A 15510-nucleotide genomic window follows, 5' to 3' on the forward strand; every position below is an offset into this window, starting at 1 on the left:
ATGTTTGCCATGGCTTTGCCATCATGGGTAGACACCCTGTTCCGGCAGGAGGACCGGCTTGATGAATTTTGCGCGTGTGGTGGTGATGTGTGGTGTGTCGGCGCTGGCGGTTTCCGCCTGCACGACATCGCGCGAGACATTCGATGAGGCGGCAGGGCGTACCATGCCGGCAGCCTATGATGCGCTGGGCGCGCCGCGCGAACGTCCGGGCGCCGTGATGGTGGAGGAAGGCGAGCGCACTGTGCCGACGCCCTATGGCGGCAGCGGCGCCCGCCGGGTGTGCTCCACCGTCGCTACCGACATCGCCCGCCTGACAGCCGTGCTCGGCCCTGACCGTGAACAACCCCCTGCTCCCACGCAGACCAGCGAGGAGGCCCGCGAGCGCTCCATGTGGGATAGCGGGCAGGATTTGCTGTCACGTGCGCCGGACGCGGCGCAGGACGCTGCCGTGGACGCCTATTATTCCGCGATTGTGGGCCTGAACCCGGTCAGGCCCGTCGCCCGCTTTGTGCAGAACTCGGCGCGAATCGAGGCCGAGGCACGCGCCCAGCGCGAAATGGCCGACCGCCGCCGCGCCTATTTGCGCGGGCTGTATGACGGTTTCGGCTGCAACCGGCGCGTTCTGGAGCAGACCTTCATCCGCTACGGACTGGCTGACGCCGAATAGCGCCAGCCTTGCCAATTCACGCGCACTTGCTTTTGCCCGGCTGTCATCCCAGCTAACCCTCTCCATGGGCTGTTCGAACAGTCTCCACCAACCACGGCGGTTTTCATGACGGGCGAGATAGAATTTCGTGTGCTGGATGATCCCGGCCTGGTAGAGGCACTGTTTCCCGCGCACGTAAAATCCCATCATATCCGCACTTTGATTGGCCATCTCACCTCGGGCGCCATTGATCCGGGATACAATGTCCTTCTGGACTTTACGGCCACGAGCACAATCGAATTTCCGGCCAGCGACATGATCGAGCTCGCCATGAAGCGCAGAAGGGAATTGCCGGCCTATCCCGGCAAGCCCCTGCGCAGCGCCATCATCGGGGAGCGCCCGGCTATCGCTCCTCTGGTGGAGATGTGGGAAGGGTTCTTCTTCGAAGACCCTCCGGCCATAATATTCCGGCGCTTCAGCAGCCGGGAGCAGGCCCTCAACTGGATAACAGAGCCCCGGTAGAGGCTGACTGCCCCTTGGTTCAACTTGTCGGGAACAACACCCCGCCAGACATCGTTAATTCCGGTATGAACCGCCCGCTCCCCCGGGCGGATCAGAAAGGGAGAGTTAACGATGAAACGCATTTTGCTATCGTCGATCATGGTAACCGCCCTTGCCGGCGCGGCTGCTCATGCGCAGCTTCCAGATGTTACCGGTCAGGTAACGGGCGCGGTTGAGCAATCCACCCGGCTGGGCGTTGATGCCACCGAGAGGAATGTGGCGATCGACCAGCGCACTGGCCTGGCGCTAGACACCCGCCTGACGGGCGAGCTGGAACAGGCCCTGTCACGCCACGACCGGGCGGGCGCCAGCGCGGCATTGCAAAGCCGGCTGGATACCGAGACGCGCGCCTATGTCCGCGCGGATACACCGCCTCCGCCCCGCGCGCGTGTCAGCGCCCGCGCCAGCACCCGTGCTCAGTACGCTCCGGTCCGCGTGTATACCCGTGACGGGTATTATGTCGGCCACGTACACCGCACCCGCCGGTCGTCTGGCCAGCATTATGTGGTGATCCGCCCGGAAGGGTCTTCACAGACGCATGCCGTTCTGGCCAGCAACGCCGCCTTTGATGCCGGCGCCAATGCCGTCGTACTGGCCGCGACACAAGCCGAGCTGGGCTCACAGCTGAACGTCAACCGTTAGATGTGAAGCACGCAGCGTGACTACCAGCGGCCTCCTTCATCGGAGGCCGCTTTTCTATGCCCGCTTGCCCGTGCCTTCTTCCCAGCGGGCGAGGAATTCCGCGCGGAATGCGTCGAACCGGCCTTCCGAGATGGCGGCCCGCATGCGCGCCATCAGATCCTCGTAATAGGCGACATTGTGCCAGGAGAGGATCATGGAGCCGAGATATTCGCCCGCCCGGACCAGGTGGTGGATATAGGCCTTTGAATAATCACGGCTCGCCGGGCAGTTGACTGCCTCATTGAGCGGGCTTTCATCCTCGGCATACTGCGCATTCTTCAGGTTGAACGGCCCATGGTCCGACCAGGCCTGACCATGGCGGCCGGAGCGGGTCGGCATCACGCAGTCAAACATGTCGATCCCGCGCGCGACTGCCTCAACGAGGTCAATCGGGCGGCCCACCCCCATCAGATAGCGCGGACGCTCGTGCGGCAGGTGCGGCGTGGTCACGTCCAGCACATTGCACATCATTTCAAAGCCTTCTCCCACCGCGAGCCCGCCGACCGCATAGCCGTCAAAGTCTGTCTCGATCAGGGCTTCAGCCGATTGCTGACGCAGATCCGGGTAGACCGAACCCTGCACGATGCCGAACAGGTTCTGGGTCTCGCGGTTCCCGAAAGCCTCTTTCGAGCGCCGCCCCCAGCGGATGGACAGCTCCATGGACTTGGCCGCCGCATCGCGCTCGCAAGGGAAAGGCGTGCATTCATCAAGCTGCATGGAGATGTCAGCGCCCAGAAGGTCTGCCTGAATCTCGATCGAGCGCTCCGGGGTCAGCATGTGTTTTGAGCCATCGATATGGCTTTTGAAGGCGACGCCCTCCTCGCTCATCTTGCGAAGCCCGGCCAGCGACCAGACCTGAAACCCGCCAGAATCAGTGAGGATCGGCCCGTCCCAGCGCATGAAGTGATGCAGGCCGCCAAGGCGCTTCACCCGCTCCGCGCCGGGGCGCAGCATCAGGTGATAGGTATTACCCAGAAGTATGTCCGCGCCTGCCTGCCTTACCTGATCGGGATAGAGCGCCTTCACGGTCGCCGCCGTACCCACCGGCATGAAGGCGGGCGTGCGGATATCCCCGCGCGATGTTTTCAGCGTGCCGGTGCGCGCCTGGCCATCGACGGCGGCGATCTCAAAGGGAAAACTGGCCATGTGAGTCGGATGTCCTGATGCGGCGGGGAAAGTGGAACGGATGAGCTGGAAAGACGAAATTGACGAGTTGCGCAAGCGTCAGGCGCTGACACGCGCCATGGGCGGTCCGGAAAAACTGGACCGCCAGCGCGCCGCAGGGCGGCTGAATGTGCGCGAGCGCATCGCCCTTCTATCCGATGAGGGGACGTTTCGCGAGATCGGCTCCATCACAGGCACAGCAAGCTATGACCAGGACGGCAACCTCACCGGCCTGATGCCCGCCAATTGCGTCTTTGGCCGGGCGCAAATCCGCGGCCGCGATGTGGTGCTGGTGGCAGACGATTTCACCGTGCGCGGCGGCGCGGCCGATGCGGCCATCGTGGAAAAGCAGATTCAGGCCGAGGCGATGGCGCGCGATCTTCGCCTGCCCATTATCCGCCTGATCGAGGGCACGGGCGGCGGGGGATCGGTGAAGTCCATCCTCGACATGGGCGCCACCTATGTCCCCTTCAATCCGGCCTGGGATCTGGTGGTGGAGAATCTGGAGACCGTGCCTGTCGTCTCGCTCCTGCTGGGGCCGGTGGCGGGGCTGGGCGCCGCGCGCGCTGTCTCCAGCCATTATTCCGTGATGGTGCACGGTCAGGCCCAGATGTTTGTCGCCGGCCCGCCCGTGGTGGCAGGCATTGGCGAGGACGTGACCAAGGAGGAGCTGGGCGGGGCGGACATACAGCTCGCCGCAGGCGCCGTAGATGACGCCTTTGCCAGCGAAGCCGATGCCATGGAGGCGGCGCGCTGGTTTCTCTCCTACTTGCCGAACTCAGTCCACGAACTGCCCGCGCGTAACGAGCCAAAGGACGATCCCGCCCGCACCGACCCTGCCCTGTCTTCAATCGTGCCGCGCGACAAGCGCTACGCCTATGACATGCATGCCATCCTCGCCTCAACGATGGACAAGGGCAGCGTGTTCGAGATAGGCCGCAATTTCGGCCAGTCGGTCATCACCGCCTTCGCCCGCCTTGACGGCTGGCCGGTGGCGGTCATTGCCTCCAACCCCAAAGTCTATGGCGGCGGCTGGACGGCAGACTCCGCGCAGAAACTGACGCGGTTTATCGATCTGGCCGAGACCTTCCGCCTGCCGGTCGTCCATTTCGTGGATATTCCGGGCTTCGTCATCGGCACGCGCGCCGAACGCGCCGGTACCATCCGCCATGGCGCGCGGGCGCTCGCTGCGCTGTATCAGGCCAGCGTTCCCATGTGCGCGATCATCGTGAGGAAAGCCTTTGGCGTCGCCGGTGCGGCGATGATGAACCATACCGGCTTTCGCTACCGCTATGCGTGGCCATCGGGCGACTGGGGCTCGCTGCCGCTGGAAGGCGGGGTGGAGGCAGCCTTCAAGGCCGCGCTGGAAACAGCCGAAGATCCGGCGGCGATGAAGGCGGAGCTTTCGCGCCAGATGCGGTCCTTCTCCTCACCGTTCAAGACAGCCGAACGCTTCTGGGTGGAGGAGATTATCGATCCGGCAGAGACAAGGCCTTTGCTCACCGAATTTGCCAGGCTTTCTGCGCCGCTGCGGGATCGGGGGGAGAAGAAGCCCCGCTACCGGCCTTAGGGGATTTTATTATGGGTCCCGGCTCGGGGGCCGGGACCCCGGTGGAGAAGTTAGCGGTAAAGTAACAAGCTTTTTCAAAACGGCACCATAATCCGGGGCCCCGGCCCCCGAGCCGGGGTCCATTCTTCGTTTTACTTGCGCAAGTCAGGGCAAGTTTTCTGGGTCCCGGCTTAAGCCCGGGAACCCGGTGGAGAGGTCAGCGGTAAGAGAAGCAGCTTTTTTTTAACGGCAACGCGCTCCGGGGCCCCGGCCCCCGAGCCGGGGTCCATTCTTCGTTTCACCGGCTTAAGCCGGGAAAACGCGGCAGAGCACAACAGTTCCAACACCTTACAAACCTTACCGGCTTCGTCAGATGCAAGGCGGCATGCTTTGAGAGAGGGTTCCTCCCACCAGCTCCGAAGGGGGAGTGAGAAGGAGAACCGTCATGAAACGCATCATGCTTGCCGGGCTGGCCATGGCCGCCCTTTCAACGCCGGCGCTGGCCCAGCAGGGTCAGGTGATCCGCATGGGTGACAGCGCATTGTCATGCCGGGAAGTCATCGCCGAGGCGAACGCCGCGTCCGAAGTGCTGGGCGGTGCGCCGGAAGGCGGTGTGTTCGATTCTGCCTACGCAGCCGACGCCGCCACAAGCGTGGCGGCGCAGGCCGCGCTGATGTCGGGAGCGGGTCGGGCCATTCCCGGCATCGGCGCGGTTGGCGGCTTCATGCGCCAGCGGGCGCAACAGCGTGAGGCAGAACTCGCCGCCCAGCGCGAGATTGCCGAAAAGCGCTGGTACTGGCTGTCGGGCCTATATCAGGGCGGGCAGTGCGACAGCGTGTTGCGCGCCGAGGCTGAAGCGGCTGCCGCCGCAGCGGTCCAGCCGCAATCCGATGAGCCGGTCTATCAAATGGGCGACCCGGTAGAAGAGTAACTCCCTCCTCTTCGCACGGCGCAGGCGCGCTGCTTACTACCCCGGACCTTCCCGGTTGCGGCTATAAGCGGCGCGCAGCGCGTTCAAGGCGTCGCGTGAGAGGGTGACATTCATCCCGGTCTCGCGGGTCTCATAGGCGTCCCACCCGCTGGGCCAGCGGAAGACCGCCCAGCTCGCGCCAGCGCTTTCCAGCGCCGCGATGCGGGTCTGGAAATACTGGCCCAGATCAGGCGCATGCAGCGCCGCGCCAAACTCCAGGCAGGTCCAGCGCGGGTATCCGGTCATGGCCTCCGCCACATGGCGGCCATCACCATTAAGGCGCACGCCCGCCCCCTCCCCCTGATGGGTGTAGTCCCACGGCGCATAGTCATGCACGTTGATGACCGTATGAGCGGAGACGGGCTGCATGGCGCCCAGCGCCTCGGCCCGCGCCCAGCGGTCAGGGCTGAGGATCAGCGGCACGCCGCTGGCTTGCGGCCAGTTGCGGTCAATCGCAGCTGCCATGGCGGGCCAGACGCCCGGCTGGCCCAGATCACTGCCATTGGGCTCCACCATGGCCAGAATGCCCGCCAGCGCCGGATGCGGACCAAATCTGCGCGCCGCATGCAGGCACATCGCCACCCAGGCGGCCTGTGCCTCCTCATCGCGCCACACCGAATTGTTCAGAAGGCGGCGCGGATACCAGTCATCATCGGGATGGAAGGCAAAGGCGCTGCGCCCCGGCCCGGTGCGAAAACCGATGACGGTGTAGAGCCCCGCGCGCCGGCACATCTCCAGCCAGCGCCCGATATGGTCCTCGATAGCCGGATCAACCGCGAAGCTGCCGCCTTCCGCGAACACGCCTGCGCCCGACCAGACGGCGAGGTTTGCGCCTGTCTCTGCCAGCGAATCCAGTGCCGCCTGCGACACGGGCGCACCCAGCGGCCCCGGTCCCAGAAATGTTGTGCCGTCGAGCTCCGGATAGACCCGCCGCTGAGCGAACACTGCGCCGCGCAGATGCGGACCCGTGGCATTGTCCCACAGCCGCATGCGGCCCGAAGCCGAAGTGTCATAGGAGGCAAGGCGCAGGTCCGCAGGGGCAAAGGCGGAACCGGCCAGAGCCCCGCCAGCGGCCAGCAGATTGCGCCGGGTCGTCATGCGGCCCGGAAGGCGGCCAGACGGTCGATGCGCCGGAATGCCCTGCCCGGAAGGGTGGACACCACGCCCAGCGGCAGGCTCTCGGCGGCATTCTCGATCCGGTCAGCGATTCGACGTGCTGCTCCGGCCAGGGACGGCGCGGTGGCATAGCCGGATGCCAGTGGAAACTGCCAGCTGGCCAGCTCACGCTTGAAGTCATACTCGCCCGGGCCGAGATGGATTTCATTCAGGCCATCGGCGGACAGCCCGCGCGCGATCTCCAGAAGCAGATTCAGTCCCGGTCCCAGCTTTGAAAACGCCGGATCATAGACCGGGAACCAGTAGTGCAGCACCGTGTCCGACCGCATGCCCACATGCGCCGCGGCCAGCTGCCCGTTGATCTCAAGGCTCGACACCAGGCCGGACGTATTGTCCAGCCCGCCGCCCAACAGTGTGTCGATCAGCTTTCGCGTCCAGTCCACCGAGAACACGTCGAAATGGCTGGTGCGGCGATACTGGGCGGACTTCCATTCCAGGGCTTTGGCAAGCACATCCGGCCGGTCATCATTTATTCGGAACCGGAAGCTGGAGGTCTCCTCTTCCAGCTTGCGGCGGCGGGCGCGCAGATTCCGGAACGCCTTCGGCTCGACGGCGCTGCGCGTATCGATCCAGGCGTCGTATCCGCCTGACAGATCAATGACCCACGAGCCGTCGACCTCCTGCGCATGATCGCGGAATGCTGTCTGCGTGCCGAGCGCGCCGAAGAAGTCGAACACCTTGAGCCCCGCCTTGCGCAGGACCGTCTGAAGATCAAAGACGGCGCCGGGCGCAGCGATAAAGCCGTGATGATCGCTTAGCGGCCCGCCGAGGGGGCGGGCATGTCCCAGCGCGCCCTTGTGGAAGGGCAGAAAGCCCCTGATATCCCCCGACTCGCGGATCACCAGCACACGCGTATCGCGCCGTACAATGGACATGGCATCGAGAAAGCCGAGCGAGAAGTAGGGGCTGGCGAGAGCCGGGTCCGCCGCCTGAAAAGCACGCCATACGTCCCGTTCGGCAGATCCGAGCAACGCGGCGCGGCATGTCTCGACTTCAATCATTCGCCCGGCCCCTGCTCGTTCCGCTTCAGCTGCGCCTGACCCATTCCGGCACGGAATTTATCCGTCCGGTCCGGTTAAGGCGGTTCTTAAGGCTTGTTATGCATGCTGCGTTCCGCTGCGGCTCCGGCACCGGGCTTGCTAGCTGAAGACACGATGTAACGCACCGGAACGCCTGATAATGCTGAACCGCCATCTGCTGACCTATCTGCCAGTCTATGCCGCGCAAATCCTCGTCGGGTTTGGCAGCGTGGTGGTGTTCACGCGCATTCTGTCGCCAGAGGATTACGGCCGCTATACGCTGGTGCTCGCTGGCGCGCTGCTGATCCAGACACTTGTGTTTACCTGGCTGGATGCAGCCGTCGCGCGCCACCATGCGCGCGCCACCGCCAGAGGGCGCCTTGGCGGCCACCTCGCCACGGCCTTCTCGCTATACGGCGGGCTGGCGGTGCTCAGCCTGGTGGTGTTCGGTGGTGCGATTGCATTGGCACCGGTCAGTACCGAGCTGAAGACCGTCTGCGCCTTCGCACTGGTATCGCAAGTCTTGCGCTCGGCCATCATGATTGCGCTGGAGACCCGCCGGGCCGAAGGCGAGGCGGTGCGCTTTGCCTTGCTGGAAAGCTTCATCCTCGGCTCCGGCTTTGGCCTTGGTGTGGTCTTCATAATGGCTGGCGGCATGGGGCCTGCCGGCCCGTTTGCGGGCATGGCGCTGGCCTGTCTGGTGGCCATACTGATCGATATTCCCGTCCTTCTGTCCAAAGCCAGGCGCGACCGCGCCGGCGCGCGCCGGGCGGTCCGCTTCTTTGCCTATGGCGCACCAGTGGCAGTCTCTCTGGTGTTTGAACACCTGCTCTCGACCGGCGACCGGTTCGTGATCGCCGCCCTGCTGGGAGAAGCCTCCACCGGCGCCTATGCGGCCGGTTATGGCATTACCGACCGCTCGCTCAACATCATCTTCATCTGGCTCGGCATGACCGCCGGGCCACTGGCCATCAAGGCGTTCGAGCACGAAGGGGCGCAGGCCGCCCGCGCCGTTCTACGGCAAGCCGCGGGCCTCATGGGCCTCATCGCGATACCGGCTGCAACCGGCATTGCCCTTCTGTCCGAACCCTTCGCGCGCCTGCTTATTGCAGAAAGCCTCGCCGGCGCCGCAGCGCCCATTATGCCGCTGATCGCGCTGGGCGCGATGCTCAACGGCTTCATGACCTATGTCTTCCACGAAAGCTTTGTCATCGGACGCAAACCGAAAGTCATGGCTGGCCTGATGGCAGGCAGCGCGGCGCTCAACCTCGCCCTGAACCTTGTATTGATCCCGGTCATGGGACTGATCGGCGCAGCGCTGGCCACAGTGCTGTCCTACGCCATTGCCCTTGCCGCCTGCGTTATCATGGGCCGGGGCATTTTCCGCCTCTCCCTGCCTCTGGAGGACTGGGTGAAGGCCGGGGCAGCCAGCACGGTCATGGCGGCCGCCCTGATGGCCCTGCCCGTTCCGGACGCCGCCTTCGTCCATCTCGCCCTGCACATTCCGGCCGGGGTGTTGGTCTATGCCGCCGCCGCCCTCACACTCGATATCGCCGGATGCCGCAGCGTGTTCGTCATGCCGGCCATGCGCCGCCTGCAATGGAGGAGCGCATGAGCACGCCCTTCCTGTCTGTCCTGATCCCGTTTCACGGTGATGATCCGTCTGCGCTGCTGGACGCCCTGCTGGTACAGGCGGACGTCGGCACGGAAATCATCCTGTTCGACGACGGATCGCCCGCCACATATGTATTCGAACGCCTGTCTGCGCATCCCGGTGTCCTGAAGGGCAGGGTGCGTGTCCTGCGCTCTGATACCAATATCCAGCGCTCCGGCGCCCGCAACGCGCTGTCCGACGCTGCCCGGGGTGAATGGCTGCTCTTTCTGGATGCGGACATGGAAGTGCCTGACGGCTTTCTGGCCCGCTGGATGGCCCTGCTCGAACAGGCCAGCTTCGATGCCGCCTATGGCGGCTATCTGGTCCCGGACGCGAAATCAGGGCAGTTCGCGGTTCACGCCGCCCTCGCCCGCGCCGGTGATGTAGGCAGCGCTGCCGCCAGACAGGCGCGCGGCGCCTCCGCATTCGCCGGATCCAACATGGCAGTGCGCGCCCGTCTGATGGACCAGGTGCGCTTTGATGAGGCCTATCGGGGCTGGGGCTGGGAGGATGTTGACTGGGCGGTGCGTGCCGCAAAAGCGGGACGCCTTGCCCATGTCGACAATCCGGCCGGCCATGGCGGGCTGCAAGGCGTTGACCGCCTGATCGCCAAGTTCGCCGAAGGCGGCATCAACTATGCCCGCTTCCTCGCGCGCCATCCCGATCAGGCAAGCCTGCCGGGCGCGCGTATGGCACGCCTGCTGGCCCAGTGGCGGCTTTTCTCCGCTGTTCAGGCGCTTGCCCCGGCATTGTCCCGTACCCGGGCCTTGCCCGTGCGCGCACGCGTGCTGGCGCTGAAGGCCTACAAGGCGGCCTGCGCGGCGGCAGCCCTCAAGGAGGTGACGCCATGAGCGATATCTACCAGCCTGCAGGCGGCCTGTTTGGCAAGGTACGCCGGTTTGCAGCACGCGCAGGTGTCAGGCGTCCGATCACTGTGGCGATCAACGAGCCCATTGTCTCCTTCACCTTTGACGATTTTCCGCGCTCGGCAGCGCTGTTTGGTGCCCCCATGCTGGAACGGCGCGGCTGGCGCGGCACGTTCTACACGGCGATGGGTTTTCTCGGCACGACAACGCATCTGGGCGAGATGATGCAGCGGGCCGATATAGAAGCGCTGCACGCACGCGGCCACGAGATTGCGTGTCACACCTACGCCCATCTGGATGCCAGCCATTGTGACCCTGAGGTGTTCGCAGACGATTGCGAGCGCAATTGCGCAGAGCTGATGGACCTTGGCATTTTGCGCCCGCGCACCAGCTTTGCCTTCCCCTATGGCGAAGCGACGCCGGCCATAAAACGCGCCCTGCAGCCGCGCTATGGCGCGCTGCGCGGGGTGCGCCACGGCGTCAACCGCAAGGGCGATGATCTGAACCTGCTAAAAGCGGTGGCGCTGGATGGCGGGAAGGCCGGTCTGGACAAGGCGTTGCGGGCCATTCACGAGGCAAGGCGCGAACCGGGCTGGCTGATCTTCTATGGCCATGACGTGCGCGAAAACCCGTCCGAATGGGGCTGTACACCGGATTTTCTGGCGACCATCTGCGCGGAAGTGGACGCACAGGACCTGCCGGTGCTGACGGTGGGCGAGACGCTGGCCATGCTCTCTGGTGAACCGGCCAGGGCCACGGCATGAGTGACGGCGCGGCCACAAGCGTCCTGATACCGACCTTTCGCAGGCCGGAGGGTCTGGCGCGCGCCGTGGCCAGCGTGCTGGCGCAGACACGCCTTCCGGGAGAAATCGTGATTGTTGACAATGACCCATCCGCCAGCGCGCGCGATCTGGCTGCAGGGCTGGCGGCCGGTTCATCTGTACCGATACGCTATATCCACGAACCGAGCCCGGGCGTCGCCAACGCCCGCAATACCGGGTTTGCGGCCGCGGGGGGACGTTTCATCGCCCAGCTGGACGACGATGAGGAAGCATTGCCGCACTGGCTGGCCAGCCTGCTGGCCACCCGCGAAACGGCAGACTGCCCGGTCGTATTCGGGCCGGTAACCCCGCTTGCGGCGGACGCGGGCCCGACGGCACGTGCCCTTCTGGAACGCCTCTACGCCCGCACAGGTCCGCAGGAGGACGCATTGCGCACCCGTGATTGGGGCTGCGGGAACTCGCTTATGGACCGGGCCGGTATCACCCTGCCCGATCCGCCTTTCGACCCCCGCACGAACGAGCTCGGCGGCGAGGACGATCTGCTTTTTGTAGGGCTGCAGAATGCGGGTGTGCGCTTTGCCTGGTCGGCTCATGCCGGGGTTATCGAGCATGTCGAGGGCAAGCGCGCCCGCTGGCCGCACATGCTGGCGCGCAGCTTTGCCTATGGTCAGGGTGCCAGCCAGAACTGCATCCACGGCTCGAAAGTCGATTATCCCGGCCTGCTGGGCTGGATGGCGGTCGGTCTGGGACAGGCTGTCGTGTTTGGTCTGGCCGCTCTGCCGGCGCGCCTGGCCGCCGGTCCGGGGATGGGCGCGGCCTGCCTCGACAAGGCGGTTCAGGGGCTGGGCAAGCTGTTCTGGATGGAGCGCCTCGCACCGCGCTTTTACGGCACAGCCTCGCGCGGCTGAGCCAGCTTGGCCGCCGTGGCGGTGAACATCACCCACATCAGAGAGTTCTGCTCGGCCAGATTACTCTCCGAAAAGCTGATCAGCCCCCACATGACGAGGAAGGGCAGCGCCCAGTAGGTTTCATTGCCTTTGAAAAGGCGCATGGCCGCGCTGCCCAGTGCGCCTGCATAGGCAATCACGGCCACACCCACACCGATAAGGCCGGTCGCGAGCGCCGTTTCGATCCAGCCATTATGGGCGGTTGGTACAGGCCAGTTCGTTTCCAGCCGCACCCAGTGCGCCGGTCCCGTCTCCACCTGCCAGAACACGCCATAACCGAAGCCCAGAAGCGGCCGCTGGCCAATCTGGCGGAACAGCGCCTCCCAGATGTCGGTGCGGCCTGTCAGCGTAGCGTCACGGCCCAATGCCTCCAGCAGCACGCCGGGACCGATAATCAGCACCAGTATACCCAGAGCTACGCCCATTATGCCTGTCATTACCGCTATAGCGGACGACGCGGCGTCCCGGCGGGCCAGGGCGATCATGCCGGGCCCGGCAATGGCGATGAAGCTGGCCAGAAGGGCCGTGCGTGACGTCGACAGCAGCACCAGAGCCAGGGCCGGGATCACCAGTGCCAGCCAGAGCATGCGGCGCTTGGGATCAAAAGCCGCCGCGCCGGTAAATGCCAGCACCGCCCAGCCCATCATCGCGCCCAGCGTGTTCTTTTCCCACCACAGGCCCCGCCACGCGCCGGGATGAATTTCCTGCATCACGCCAAAGCCCGGCACCAGCGCTCCCGCAATCGCGCTGCCCGCCATCAGAATGGCAAAGCTGATGGCAATAATGGTGAGCAGCGATTTCCAGTCGAAGCGCGAGGCCAGCCAGAGCCCGAACAGGGTCGTCATGGCCAGCGCCAGAGCGCGCCGGGACGTGATGTCGGGATCGATGGACCAGAAGGTGGAGAGTCCGGCCAATACCGCCAGCAGCACCAGTGGCCAGGCGCGCAGCGCCGTCTCCAGCAAGGCCAGCGGACGCATGGCGATCACGACCAGCGTCACACCGTATACAGGCAGCCAGACCAGACGCAGCGCCTCGGCCGCATCGGGTTTGAGCGGATCAACCAGCAATGGCCCGAGCAGAGCCTGCGAGAACAGCAAGATGGCCAGAACCGCGAGAGTTGCCTCAAGCACCGGCAGAAAGGTCAGACGCGGGAATGCCGAGCGCCAGATATCCGCCCGGTCGAGCGCGTTCATTGCGCTGCTCCCCTCGCCTCGCCTTGCCAGTCATGAGCGCGGTTGACGATGACGCCCAGCACTTTCGCGCCCAGCTTCTCGATATGCGCGGCCAGACGCTCCGCATCAGCCCGTTTGTCGCGCCGTGCATTGGCCACAAGGATGACACCATCCAGATCAGGGGCGACCGCCGAAATGGCCGGTGATCCATGCGGCACGTCAACAACGCTCAAGGGCGCCATGGCCCGCAATTGCTGCCAGTAACCCGGCGCCCGCTTGTAGACGAGACGCTCCATCTCGCCGGGCTTGTGCTGGAACCGGGTGACGAGCACATAGGCCGCTTCCAGCTTGCGCAGCACCAGCCGCCCTGTTCCGGCGGGCTCTGCCGTCCAGAACGGTTCGGCCCCAATTTCGGTGGAGTAGGCCGAGCCGTTAAGCCGCGCCCGGCTGGCCTGCGGATTGTTGGCAAAGTCCAGATCAACCAGCCAGACCGGCCCGCCGGTCTCTGCCGCGGCTGCCCGCGCCAACCCGGCTGCCACACTGGACGTGCCCGCCTTGGCCGTGATGCCCAGTACCATGACCACCTTGCCCGGCGCTCCGGGAGGCGCCAGCCGGCGCGCCAGATCGGCAAGTTCTGTGGCGAACGGGTTCACGCCGTCTGTCTCCGCTAGCGGCTGCGCAGGTAATTCATGCCGGGGGGCGCTCATGCGTGCCCCGGCCCGTGGATGGCACCCGGACCAAAATCCCGCACCCGGGCCAGCACGGCAAGAGGTCTTGCAGCGGGTTGCGCATGGGCATCGCGGCGCCGGCCTTGAGGATGGACTGCTGGCTGGGTGCTGGCGGCCTGCCGGTAGGGCGCAGGCGCCGGTTCAAGCTGTGGACCAGACAGATCGTCTTCACCGCGCTGCGGTTCCGGGCGGCGCAGCGCACGCGGATCACGCGTGGCCTCGAAATAGCCTTTCAGAAGCCCCAGCAGCATGGCTGCGCCGAGCGCCAGTATGCCGGCAGCGGCGACACCGAACTTGCGCAGCGACTTGGCCTGAGCAGGCGGGGTCGCGCGTTCAACGATACGCACAGAGTCGGCAATGCCCGACGATCCGCCCCGGCGTGAAGCCGCCGCAGCAAACTGCGTAGCCAGACGCCCGGCCGCTTCGCCGCGTGAACTGGCCTCCCGGCTCAGCCTGTCATACTGGCTGGAGAGGCCCGCCAGCCGGTCTGCCTGGGAACGTGCCGCTTCCAGCTGCGAACGCAGCGTCGCGGCAAGGCGGGCCTGCGCCGCCGCCTCGGACTCGCGCTGAAGACGGGCGGTGTCCAGCTCCTGATAGACCGGGTTCGCGCCGGTACGGCGCTGACCGGCACCGTCGGCACCGCCGGACTGGACGAGCTCGCGCAGGGCGCGGATTTCGCGGTCAAGCGCTTGCACCGGCGGCGCGTCATCCTGATAGCGCGAGGTCAGTTCGCGCCGGCGCACTTCCAGTGCGAGCAGCTGGCCCGTGACGTCATTTTCGACATAAAGTTCAATTGATTGTGGCATTTCCTGCAAGCGCTGTGACAGGGCGGCGGCGCCGCCACGAGCCGATTGCGTAGCCGCTTCTGCCGCGAGCAGCGCATCTTCCAGCTCGGTCATGCGGGTGACCAGCGCCAGACGCTCGGCCTGAAAGTCAACGATACCATTTTCAGCCAGGAAGGTGCGCAGATTGGTCTCAGCCACCGCGGCGGCAACTTCCGCTGCCGCCAGACGCTGGCCGAGCGCATCCGCGCCATCCTCGACCAGCACTTCACGCCTATAGTCGAGATAGGCATCCACGATGGCATTCAGCGCATTGGCTGCCGAAACCGGCGTTTCACCGGCAAAACTGGCCTGCAAAACACTGGCATTGGGCGCACGTTCAACGGCAAACCCGTCACGCAGCGCCTTGAGCGTAGCGGCATCGGGGGAACCGCCCTGCCGCTCGATGGCCAGCCGCCGCACCGTTTCAGAATTGAGGATTTCGGCTTCCGACTGAAGCACCTGATCCAGCGTGAACGCACCGCCCGATCCGGCCGCGCCGGGCGCCTGATCCTCCGGATCGAGCAACACCAGAAGCCGGGACTGAGCGACATATTCCGGCTTCAGAACGAACCAGGCTGCACCGGCCATTGGAACGAAGAGCAGGATGAAGACGGCAAGGATCAGCAGCTTTTGCGACCAGGCCAGTGCCAGCAGATCGAACAGGTCAATTTCCCGGCGGGCCATGCCTGCCGGGGCGGTCTGTCCTGAAGAAGGCCCGCGCGTTGATTCCATAGGGGACATCTGGCGGGGGTGCGCTTAATTTTTTCTTAG

The 15510-nt window shown here is 65.2% G+C and carries 15 protein-coding genes; 9 read left to right on the forward strand and 6 right to left on the reverse strand.

Annotation, left to right across the window (positions count from 1 at the left end; translation table 11 throughout):
* Positions 1 to 61 precede the first annotated feature (61 nt).
* The 3 genes from IEV75_RS03790 to IEV75_RS03800 all read left to right on the forward strand — a co-directional run bounded on the left by IEV75_RS03790 (position 62) and on the right by IEV75_RS03800 (position 1849).
* The gene (locus IEV75_RS03790; RefSeq protein WP_188451207.1) at positions 62 to 667 is read left to right on the forward strand and encodes a hypothetical protein; all 606 of its coding nucleotides are present in this window, start codon (positions 62 to 64) and stop codon (positions 665 to 667) included.
* A 105-nt stretch (positions 668 to 772) separates the two neighbouring features.
* The gene (locus IEV75_RS03795) at positions 773 to 1168 is read left to right on the forward strand and encodes a hypothetical protein (protein WP_188451208.1); all 396 of its coding nucleotides are present in this window, start codon (positions 773 to 775) and stop codon (positions 1166 to 1168) included.
* 111 nt (positions 1169 to 1279) lie between these two features.
* Positions 1280 to 1849, forward strand: a complete 570-nt coding sequence (locus IEV75_RS03800; RefSeq protein WP_188451209.1) for a hypothetical protein — start codon at positions 1280 to 1282, stop codon at positions 1847 to 1849.
* A gap of 54 nt (positions 1850 to 1903) precedes the next feature.
* On the opposite strand, the gene tgt is transcribed toward IEV75_RS03800, so the two are convergent.
* Entirely contained in the window at positions 1904 to 3034 is a 1131-nt protein-coding gene (gene tgt / locus IEV75_RS03805; protein WP_188451210.1) for a tRNA guanosine(34) transglycosylase Tgt, read from the reverse strand.
* A 40-nt stretch (positions 3035 to 3074) separates the two neighbouring features.
* On the opposite strand from tgt, the gene IEV75_RS03810 reads away from it, so the two are divergent.
* Both IEV75_RS03810 and IEV75_RS03815 read left to right on the forward strand, forming a co-directional pair.
* On the forward strand, positions 3075 to 4622 hold the full coding sequence (locus IEV75_RS03810) for an acyl-CoA carboxylase subunit beta (RefSeq protein ID WP_188451211.1): 1548 nt from the start codon (positions 3075 to 3077) through the stop codon (positions 4620 to 4622).
* Between the two features lie 424 nt (positions 4623 to 5046).
* Entirely contained in the window at positions 5047 to 5532 is a 486-nt protein-coding gene (locus tag IEV75_RS03815) for a hypothetical protein (RefSeq protein ID WP_188451212.1), read from the forward strand.
* Positions 5533 to 5568: 36 nt separating this feature from the next.
* Here the strand turns inward: IEV75_RS03815 and IEV75_RS03820 are convergent, their stop codons facing one another.
* Both IEV75_RS03820 and IEV75_RS03825 read right to left on the reverse strand, forming a co-directional pair.
* Positions 5569 to 6669, reverse strand: a complete 1101-nt coding sequence (locus IEV75_RS03820) for a glycoside hydrolase family 5 protein (RefSeq protein WP_188451213.1) — start codon at positions 6667 to 6669, stop codon at positions 5569 to 5571.
* Positions 6666 to 7748, reverse strand: a complete 1083-nt coding sequence (locus IEV75_RS03825) for a GNAT family N-acetyltransferase (protein WP_188451214.1) — start codon at positions 7746 to 7748, stop codon at positions 6666 to 6668. The genes IEV75_RS03820 and IEV75_RS03825 overlap by 4 nt, the downstream gene beginning before the upstream one ends.
* Positions 7749 to 7926: 178 nt before the next feature.
* Here IEV75_RS03825 and IEV75_RS03830 point away from each other — a divergent pair, with 178 nt between their 5' ends.
* From IEV75_RS03830 to IEV75_RS03845, 4 genes are read left to right on the forward strand one after another with little or no spacing between them, the layout of a single operon-like run.
* Positions 7927 to 9381, forward strand: coding sequence for an oligosaccharide flippase family protein (locus IEV75_RS03830; protein ID WP_188451215.1), 1455 nt, complete (start codon positions 7927 to 7929; stop codon positions 9379 to 9381).
* Complete coding sequence (locus IEV75_RS03835) at positions 9378 to 10271, forward strand: glycosyltransferase family 2 protein (protein ID WP_188451216.1); 894 nt, start codon at positions 9378 to 9380, stop codon at positions 10269 to 10271. The genes IEV75_RS03830 and IEV75_RS03835 overlap by 4 nt, the downstream gene beginning before the upstream one ends.
* Entirely contained in the window at positions 10268 to 11050 is a 783-nt protein-coding gene (locus IEV75_RS03840) for a polysaccharide deacetylase family protein (protein WP_188451217.1), read from the forward strand. The genes IEV75_RS03835 and IEV75_RS03840 overlap by 4 nt, the downstream gene beginning before the upstream one ends.
* Positions 11047 to 11976 (forward strand): glycosyltransferase family 2 protein, encoded by a 930-nt coding sequence (locus IEV75_RS03845; RefSeq protein WP_188451218.1) that lies wholly within the window; start codon positions 11047 to 11049, stop codon positions 11974 to 11976. Before IEV75_RS03840 ends, IEV75_RS03845 begins: the two co-directional genes overlap by 4 nt.
* Here the strand turns inward: IEV75_RS03845 and IEV75_RS03850 are convergent.
* The 3 genes from IEV75_RS03850 to IEV75_RS03860 are packed head-to-tail and all read right to left on the reverse strand — an operon-like array spanning position 11952 to position 15423.
* Positions 11952 to 13208: an O-antigen ligase family protein gene (locus IEV75_RS03850; RefSeq protein WP_188451219.1), complete on the reverse strand. Its 1257-nt coding sequence runs from the start codon at positions 13206 to 13208 to the stop codon at positions 11952 to 11954. The two genes, IEV75_RS03845 and IEV75_RS03850, sit on opposite strands and share 25 nt — an antisense overlap.
* Positions 13205 to 13894 carry a P-loop NTPase family protein gene (locus tag IEV75_RS03855; RefSeq protein WP_188451220.1) on the reverse strand — a complete coding sequence of 230 codons (690 nt, stop codon included), beginning with the start codon at positions 13892 to 13894 and terminating at the stop codon, positions 13205 to 13207. Before IEV75_RS03855 ends, IEV75_RS03850 begins: the two co-directional genes overlap by 4 nt.
* The gene (locus IEV75_RS03860; RefSeq protein WP_188451221.1) at positions 13891 to 15423 is read right to left on the reverse strand and encodes a GumC family protein; all 1533 of its coding nucleotides are present in this window, start codon (positions 15421 to 15423) and stop codon (positions 13891 to 13893) included. Before IEV75_RS03860 ends, IEV75_RS03855 begins: the two co-directional genes overlap by 4 nt.
* Positions 15424 to 15510: the final 87 nt, after the last annotated feature.

Source organism: Glycocaulis albus, from assembly GCF_014639075.1.
GTDB classification, from domain to species: Bacteria; Pseudomonadota; Alphaproteobacteria; order Caulobacterales; family Maricaulaceae; genus Glycocaulis; species Glycocaulis albus.

Bases quoted from the DNA above. Each gene is read 5' to 3' on its own strand.
- IEV75_RS03790 (WP_188451207.1), top strand. From the start codon at position 62: ATGAATTTTGCGCGTGTGGTGGTGATGTGTGGTGTGTCGGCGCTGGCG.
- IEV75_RS03795 (WP_188451208.1), top strand. From the start codon at position 773: ATGACGGGCGAGATAGAATTTCGTGTGCTGGATGATCCCGGCCTGGTA.
- IEV75_RS03800 (WP_188451209.1), top strand. From the start codon at position 1,280: ATGAAACGCATTTTGCTATCGTCGATCATGGTAACCGCCCTTGCCGGC.
- tgt (WP_188451210.1), bottom strand. From the start codon at position 3,034: ATGGCCAGTTTTCCCTTTGAGATCGCCGCCGTCGATGGCCAGGCGCGC.
- IEV75_RS03810 (WP_188451211.1), top strand. From the start codon at position 3,075: ATGAGCTGGAAAGACGAAATTGACGAGTTGCGCAAGCGTCAGGCGCTG.
- IEV75_RS03815 (WP_188451212.1), top strand. From the start codon at position 5,047: ATGAAACGCATCATGCTTGCCGGGCTGGCCATGGCCGCCCTTTCAACG.
- IEV75_RS03820 (WP_188451213.1), bottom strand. From the start codon at position 6,669: ATGACGACCCGGCGCAATCTGCTGGCCGCTGGCGGGGCTCTGGCCGGT.
- IEV75_RS03825 (WP_188451214.1), bottom strand. From the start codon at position 7,748: ATGATTGAAGTCGAGACATGCCGCGCCGCGTTGCTCGGATCTGCCGAA.
- IEV75_RS03830 (WP_188451215.1), top strand. From the start codon at position 7,927: ATGCTGAACCGCCATCTGCTGACCTATCTGCCAGTCTATGCCGCGCAA.
- IEV75_RS03835 (WP_188451216.1), top strand. From the start codon at position 9,378: ATGAGCACGCCCTTCCTGTCTGTCCTGATCCCGTTTCACGGTGATGAT.
- IEV75_RS03840 (WP_188451217.1), top strand. From the start codon at position 10,268: ATGAGCGATATCTACCAGCCTGCAGGCGGCCTGTTTGGCAAGGTACGC.
- IEV75_RS03845 (WP_188451218.1), top strand. From the start codon at position 11,047: ATGAGTGACGGCGCGGCCACAAGCGTCCTGATACCGACCTTTCGCAGG.
- IEV75_RS03850 (WP_188451219.1), bottom strand. From the start codon at position 13,208: ATGAACGCGCTCGACCGGGCGGATATCTGGCGCTCGGCATTCCCGCGT.
- IEV75_RS03855 (WP_188451220.1), bottom strand. From the start codon at position 13,894: ATGAGCGCCCCCCGGCATGAATTACCTGCGCAGCCGCTAGCGGAGACA.
- IEV75_RS03860 (WP_188451221.1), bottom strand. From the start codon at position 15,423: ATGGCCCGCCGGGAAATTGACCTGTTCGATCTGCTGGCACTGGCCTGG.